This window comes from Candidatus Aegiribacteria sp. (assembly GCA_021108435.1).
In the GTDB taxonomy this organism is placed as follows: domain Bacteria; phylum Fermentibacterota; class Fermentibacteria; order Fermentibacterales; family JCC-6; genus Aegiribacteria.
The window spans coordinates 1-7,506 of sequence record JAIOQY010000052.1 but is presented as its reverse complement, the minus strand read 5'-3'; the positions used below and the strand labels follow the sequence as shown (position 1 = coordinate 7,506).

Here is a 7,506-nt window from a genome sequence, read left to right as displayed (position 1 = left end):
ATAATATAGCAAATACTTTCTATATGCGAAAGGTTAAGTTGTACAGTGTACTAGTAGTTGTTCTCAAACATTATCATTATCATCATCATCTTCTTCCTCTACTTCCTCACCTTCGTCTTCCGTCTCTTCGTCTTCTTCGCTTTGACTTCAGTGAAAGGCAAAATGTCTCTAACGTTATCCTCCACACGAAACGTCCGATACTGCCCGTGAGGTATCCGGGGAAGCCCCACCTGTGAAATGTCGTGATTTAGGCGAAGCTTACACTTCCAAAAGATATAGTATCTCAGGTCTTCGCTCCTGATAATCACTCCAAATTTATGATACATGCTAGTTTTCCAATCCTGTCTGGCTATATGAATCCTGGCGCTGAGGGCATTTTCGCCATATTAGTATGTATTACGCTATTGTCCTGAATACTGTATAGATGCCGATAGGGAGGCAATCATCTTCAGCCAAGGTATTATGGTGTTCCAACAAGAAACAGTTAGGGTCGCCAACTCTTATAAAAAAAAGTGCCACCCACTGATAAATGCGACATGGGAATTCTCTTTTTAGAAATTTCTAGAAGAGGGTCTTGATGCTGCCCCAGGTTTCAGGTTCCAGAGCACTCACAGGCTCTCCGTAGAAGTCAAAGAACATACCAGGACGATCCAGACCGAAATATTCGATCCTCACAAACGCACCGGAACCGTCATCATACCAGCACCAGTCACCGATGTAATAATCTCTTACAAGAATGAAGCAGTTGTCGCTAATGTCAGCCTGGGTTTCGAAATGGTAATAGAGGTCCGCATCAAGATCAGGGTATGCATCTGCGCTGATAGTACAGTAGGTATCGTAGATGTCGTAACCCCAACTACTGTCGCCAGTGAATGTGTTTGTGCAGGGTACGCTCTCTACCCATACGTCGGTGTTGGTATTGGGGTCTGAGTCACATGAATCATCTACGGATATGACCAGATTCATCATTGAGGCTTGCCCACCTATCCAGATTATCCATACGCGTATTCCTGTGACATAATAGTTGTCATCAAGCTCGAAATCATCACAGAGCCAGCGGTTGCCGCCGCTGTAAATGCTGTAACCGCTAAGCAGGGTTTCAAAACTGTAAGTCTGCGAATAAACCAACCCATCAATCGCAATCGGACCGGTTCCTTGAACGTGACGGGTACTCAGAGAAAGAGGCGGGTCAGCCAGGATAGAAACTGTGGAGACGAATAGCAATGCAAAAAGGAGTTCCTTCATTGTACACCTCCCTATACGGAAGAATAACCCAAATAGATTGTAGAGTATTTTATTTTCTATGTCAAGATACAGCTAGCCCACCCCAGAAATCCTATGACGCAGAACGCTCAGAATAACCTGCGTATGGAATCACTCAGCACAATTACCTGCCTACATGCGTCAGGTTCATTCTGTTAGCACTTTATTTTGCTAATCTTGCACTTACTAATCGGTTGATACTCACTCCCTCTTCTGCTGCAATTTCAGCAATCTTGCGATGTACTTCGGGAGGAATTCGCACCATGAACTTTCCGCTGTATTTCCTGATTGAAATCGGAACTGGTATTTTTTCCTTGTTTTTCTTCATATCAGAGATAACACTAGCCACAAGCTGTCGTATTCCTTCAAGAGCTGATTCCTGAGTTTCAGTAAGCCAGCTCAAGCTAGGGAATTCTGTACATAGACCAACATATTCCTGATCTTCTTCGGACCATGTTACTCTATATGTGAAATGATCATTTTTCAGCGGCATCTTCTTCACTCAACCTTTCTATGGCTCGAAGAACTTGTCTAACCTGGTAGGCTTTTGCTTTGCCTTTCTTATTCTGGATGTTCACTCTCGGATCTCCTTGCCATGGTGTTTTGTACACATGATGGCTTGATCCGGATTGTCTCGGTTCCCCAAAATAGTATTTACATATCTTACATAAATCCGGGAATCGAACATCCTTTGGGTTATCCTTCATTCTCATTATCAATGTTTCTAGCTTTGCCATAGAATATAGTATCAATATTGATACTGTTTGTCAATCCCTTCTTTGTATGCTAAAAATGGGTTATACAGTACGTCGCTGAGGCGGCATCTGTGAACACGGATGTTATATCGGAGATAATCAGGTCTCCGAAATTGTTGACCCATAGTTGACTATGCGGACCAGTGTAGATGTATAAAGGGAGAAGTGATGTCAGGAGAATCCTCAAGAGAATATATCATGAGAAATCAAGTGTTTCGGAGAGGCTGTTATTTTTCGATCTCTGCTTCAAACGTTATCATCTGTCCTGCTGAGACAGAGATACAGAGTAAAATCAAAAGTCCTGCATATCTCACAGTACTTTTTCTGGTTTTCTTATTCTACTTCTTCTTGAGTTTCTTCTCAGCTCGTTTCTCTTTGAGACTTTTTTTCGGCTTCAACTTGCTTTCTTTCTTCATATCTCTGCTCTTGCTCATACTGCTCAACCTCCAACCCGTCCGATATATGACTGAACCTGCATGATAAAACAGTTTTACGTAATATGCAAATCATCCGATATGATAACTGCGTTAATTACACTGCAATGTATTTGCTCTGTTCCTAAACAGTGTTGAATAGAATCCGGTTCTATCAAAGCTCTTTAATATACTCCGAAAGATCCAGCTGAATTATCACATCCTCAACAGTTATTCCGTACAGCTGGTAGTTATCCCCCATCACCATGTCGTACAAACTGTAGTCAGAATTGATAGTTTCGAGATACAACCCATCATTGTCGAAGATAATAAGATCTCTGAAATCGGTGACCCAGAGCCGACCCAGAGGATCAGTGCAGATGCATGAGAGGGAAGAGAACTGACCGGGGCGGTCTCCACTGCTTCCGAATCGATTAAGGAATCTTCCCTCGGAGCTGAACTTGAAAATACTTTCATTGAATGAACCGTATGCGAAGATGTTTCCCAGGCCATCAACTGTTATATCGGTACTTAATTCAGAATCTCCACTCTGACCGCTGATAGCTTCCTTCATAAGAAGATCAATTCTGCCTTCAGGGGAGAACCTTATGATATCGTCACTGTGTTTGCACCATGAAGCGACAACACTTCCGTTATCGCAGACCTCAACATCATCGAATCCCCATCCATCCGGGTGTGTAAGGGAATCAAGCAGTTCGCCTGTCATGCCGTCATGAATCAGTAACTCGCTCCCGTAGATCAGATACAGTTCACCGTTTCTTGAGGCTGACATGGCTTGAAGATAGCAATCATCCTGATCGCCGAAGCTCCATTGCGTGATATAAATGCCATTTGTGTCGAAAACCTGTATTCTGCCTGTTTCATGTTCACCGATGTAGATATGTCCGTTCGCGTCCACAGCGATGTATCTGGCGTTCTGGAAAAGCCCTGCGCCCATGCCGGTTCCGCCGAATTCCAGAACCACCGGAAGACCAGAAGGTCCGGCGGTCGTTGTGAATGTATCTACACTCGATTCAATCACTGATCTGGTTTTCATGGCAAAGAGAAAGACTATTCCCCCCGTAAGCAGGGTGATGAGAACAATCGAAAAAATTATCCTGCTGAATAATTTACCAACATGACCGGTGTTAAGTGTGATCGGAAGTCCGGTTATCTTATGCGGCACCGTTCCTGTCCCGGAGAAAAGCTCTGAAGGGACAATCACAGAGCTTCCGCAGTAAGGGCATGTAGAAGTCATCTGATTTCGCTTTATTCTTAAAGACGCTCCGCAGGAAGGGCAATCAAATTCTCTTATTTTCATCGTTTCACTTCCTCCGAGTGCATTTGAATTCCGCTCTATCAGTCAGGAAACAGGACATTCATCAATTCCATTGATATCACATATACATTAGGAGGATTCTGCACCTGCCCCTGCAGAAGAGATGCCCTTATCGCAGCGTTTCTGATCAGTACATGCCCTGGCGGAACAAGAATCGAGTTCCTCAGTGTTTCCAGAACCATCTGAAAATCATCATCCCCAAGCGGTTCTTCTTCATCCTGATTAACAAGCCAGATGGAAACCTCACCACCAGTTCCGCAGACAATGTCGAAGTAAACTTCATCCTCGAATTGAGAAATAACATCACGACTGATTATTCTCTCAAGCACCGCTTCAATAATTGCACTATTCACAGTAGAAGAAAGCCTTCCCGGAAGTTCAATCCCGGCAATATCCGGAATTGTCGAAGGGTCATCAATTCCGGGCATACCGACTATTGCCGAGTTATCAGGTAATGCTATTACATATTCAGCGGCTGTGGGTGGTGCGGGGGAAGAGGAGTATCTCCATGGAGGAACAGTACCGCTTCCCCTGACCCAGAGAAGGTGTCCGGGATCCTGAATGACAGGGTATAAGTTCGCGATGAGACTGTCTGCCATGGAGAGAGCAAGTCCCCAGGTATTCATGTACATATCATCTATTGGATGCGGATCGACATCAACATATGAAAGGTTTGATGGAACACTTCCATGAACGCATGAAAAAGCTACTCTGACAGAGGTGCTTCCCGCTGGAACAATCTCTTCTCCGAAACCTCTCCAGGCTGCTGATAAAAGGGAGACTGAATCCGGCAGGTCTGTCCAGAAAAAAGCATTTCCTTCGGTGGAGGAATTAATCATAAGCGTATCGGATTCCTGCTGCAGCCACGTGCTTGTCCTCAGAGGTAGACGATCGGGAGGAGGGTCTTCACCGGAAGCACTGAAGAACAGAATTGATGACGGGCAGTCCGAAACGGGGTGAAGCTGCATCCCTGTGCACATTGATGAATTGTCCTCTGTAACCTCCGCTTCCGCAAGGATTTCCGCTGTTTCCAGGATTTCTGCTCCCACTCCCAGGGGACAAAGAAGCAGATAGCCTGACCATCCTGCCCTCTGAATCATCATCCCGCTGCAGGCAAGGGTCCAGAATTCCTCTCTCTGCCAGGGGAAAATACCGGACCAGGCGGATTCTGGGAGAAGTCCATCTTCCATCATCACAATTATGATTTCACAGGAATCGGATAATGCAGGAAGATTGTAAACGGGAACACTGATCTCCAGCAGCATCGAGATCAGAAGTAATCCAGCCATCTAGAGATTCTCCATCATTTGCTCAAGTTCTTCAGTTCTTTCATTTGCGGCGTCAACAGCAGTGCCTGCCTCATCGATAAGATTGTACGCTCCCGTTATTGCTTCCTGCGGAGTAGTATGAACAGTTTCAACCGTTGAAAGGGAGTCAGGTTCAAGAGCAATCGAATCACCGGCAGATACCGAATCCGGAGTCGTCTCCATTTCGTCCACCGCTTCCCCTCTGCATCCTGCCAGTAGAAACAATACAACAATAAACAGCATAATCAGTATTCTCACAGTTCCGATCCCTTCTCTATCCATGGTCTGAGGACTCGCTCAAGCGTATCAGAGCCATCCAGCCATGAAAGAACAACTCCGTAATTCGTAACAGGAATACCGGCTTCAGTCAATCTCAGCACCCGCGCAGCAAGTTTCTGACTGCTTATCATGCATCCGCCGCAGTGTATGGCAAGGCGATACTCCTTCAATTCCGCAGGGCTCGGAAATTCCCTGCCAAAAGAATGGTCTATTCTGATACCAGGGCAGACTTTTCCCAGTTTCTGCGGGATCTGCACTGTTCCTATGTCCTCTGAAATCCTGTCATGGTTGCAGGCCTCAACAATCAGTATCCTGTCCCCGGATTTGAGGGAGTTTAGAACTTCAGCGCCCTCAGCGAAGAAATGCAGATTACCGCCGGATGTAATATTGATCATCATGATTGAGAAAGTAGTAAGAGGAATATCATCCGGCACCCAGCTGCTCATGATATCGATGGCCTGCGAATCAGTAAGTACCAGCTGAACCCCCTGATCTGTACTCAAAGAATCAAGAAACCTCATGAATTTCCCATATTCGTTTTCAGAGATCGTTTCCGAACGGCTTCGGGCCAGTTTCAAATCTGTTCTGTACAGTCCTATCGGTATCCCAAGCCTTAAAAGATACTCCATCGCCATTTCCTGCGGACGGAGCAGTCTTCCCGCTGGAGATTCCTCATCCAGAGGGATATGAAGAAGGACCGGGCCGTGCCTGTCAACAAACGGGAGCAGTTCGGTTTTCTTCGTTTTATCAGGCATTGCAGATTCAATGAATTCTACCAGTTCAAGAGCGTTGGAAGTGTTGGACAGATCGATACTCAGCGAAGGTGTACCCGTCCTGTCCGGAAGGATTGCTCTGCAATACTCTATCGATTCCTCCAGAGAAGCTCTGGTTCCGGCAAGACCGCCTGAAAAGTCAGCATGAATATTAAAGACAACCGCAAGAGATTTTCCCAGTTTCCGCGTAAGAGAGGACACACGATCCTCAACGTACATTCTGCCGGAAAGGAATGACTGAACCGGATCGATGACCAGAACAGCAAGATCAACCTCTTCAAGAGCCGCGATTGTTTTCTTTTTCTTTTTTGCTCCAAGATCACTCTCTTCGTCCAGACCGGCTGTATCCAGCAGCTGCACCGGACCCAGATCATGAATTTCCATGATTGCACTCTTGATATCCGCCGTAGTCCCTGGCGCGGCATCTACTATTGATGTATCCTGCTGAGTGAGCAGATTCATCAGAGTGCTTTTTCCGGAGTTAATACGCCCGAAAATCCCGATTATCTGTCTTTCGACTCTTGGCAATATTTCTCCAATCTGTCACTCGATGTTCTACAAGTATGACATGATATTTATAGTGAAATCGCCATCGATGGGGAATGTGCCTTGACCGGCAGAGCTTACTTTACAATAATCCTGCCCGTTCAATACGCGGAGAGGTGGCCGAGTATGGCTTAAGGCGTACGCCTGCTAAGCGTATGAGATTCACGTCTCCGAGGGTTCAAATCCCTCCCTCTCCGCCAGTTCACCAATTTCTCGTAAATCGACGTATTCTCTAAAAATGACTTGCGTTCCGCGAGTATTCTCCACGGCATCGGATATTGAATCTCAAGAACTGGATCTGATTTTGATCCGAGAGAACTGAAACACTTGAGTCCGAATGCAGAAGAGGATTCTGAGTCCGGAAATATCGATATAAAGGCTGATGAGCTGTCTTTCTTTGAGCTCAATCCCCCAGAGTCCACGAGTGGGGACATCTGTCCCCGACTGGTTTTGCGCTGTCCATCCGCAACAATTCCCCGTGAGCTAATCGAAGAAAGAGGGGAGACCATTCTGAGGTTTGAACCGATGCTTTTATGGAAATCTTTCAGATCCTCAAGATTCTCAGTCCAGGCGGTTGAACCTGCTTCATTGGAAGCACTTATGAAATCCCGTGCAGGTTTAAACCGCGAAGCTTCTCCTTCCTCATATTCTGCAATCTTAGAAGAGAGAGCTGTCTTCTCGAGGATATAATGTTCCTTGCGAGCGGTGTATTCGTCGCGAGTAAGGGAACCATCCAGGTAGATGTCGAGAAGGCGCTCGATCTTCGATTGCAGATCGGCAAGCAGAAGCTTCTTTGAACTGATGATATCTTTCACCTGCTCCATCTCCTGA

General features: G+C 45.8%; 6 protein-coding genes and 1 tRNA gene. 1 reads left to right on the top strand and 6 read right to left on the bottom strand.

Annotation, left to right across the window (positions count from 1 at the left end):
• Positions 1 to 561: 561 nt before the first annotated feature.
• The 6 genes from K8R76_03005 to K8R76_02980 all read right to left on the bottom strand — a co-directional run bounded on the left by K8R76_03005 (position 562) and on the right by K8R76_02980 (position 6,657).
• Positions 562 to 1,245, bottom strand: a complete 684-nt coding sequence (locus K8R76_03005; protein MCD4847141.1) for a hypothetical protein — start codon at positions 1,243 to 1,245, stop codon at positions 562 to 564.
• Between the two features lie 181 nt (positions 1,246 to 1,426).
• Positions 1,427 to 1,756: a toxin-antitoxin system HicB family antitoxin gene (locus K8R76_03000; protein MCD4847140.1), complete on the bottom strand. Its 330-nt coding sequence runs from the start codon at positions 1,754 to 1,756 to the stop codon at positions 1,427 to 1,429.
• 850 nt (positions 1,757 to 2,606) lie between these two features.
• The gene (locus K8R76_02995; GenBank protein MCD4847139.1) at positions 2,607 to 3,752 is read right to left on the bottom strand and encodes an NHL repeat-containing protein; all 1,146 of its coding nucleotides are present in this window, start codon (positions 3,750 to 3,752) and stop codon (positions 2,607 to 2,609) included.
• A 38-nt stretch (positions 3,753 to 3,790) separates the two neighbouring features.
• Complete coding sequence (locus tag K8R76_02990; protein MCD4847138.1) at positions 3,791 to 5,059, bottom strand: hypothetical protein; 1,269 nt, start codon at positions 5,057 to 5,059, stop codon at positions 3,791 to 3,793.
• Positions 5,060 to 5,335 (bottom strand): hypothetical protein, encoded by a 276-nt coding sequence (locus K8R76_02985; GenBank protein MCD4847137.1) that lies wholly within the window; start codon positions 5,333 to 5,335, stop codon positions 5,060 to 5,062. It lies immediately after the preceding gene.
• Positions 5,332 to 6,657, bottom strand: coding sequence for a 50S ribosome-binding GTPase (locus K8R76_02980; protein MCD4847136.1), 1,326 nt, complete (start codon positions 6,655 to 6,657; stop codon positions 5,332 to 5,334). Before K8R76_02980 ends, K8R76_02985 begins: the two co-directional genes overlap by 4 nt.
• Positions 6,658 to 6,785: 128 nt before the next feature.
• Here K8R76_02980 and K8R76_02975 point away from each other — a divergent pair.
• Positions 6,786 to 6,875: transfer RNA gene (locus tag K8R76_02975), tRNA-Ser, on the top strand.
• The last annotated feature ends 631 nt before the right edge of the window (positions 6,876 to 7,506 follow it).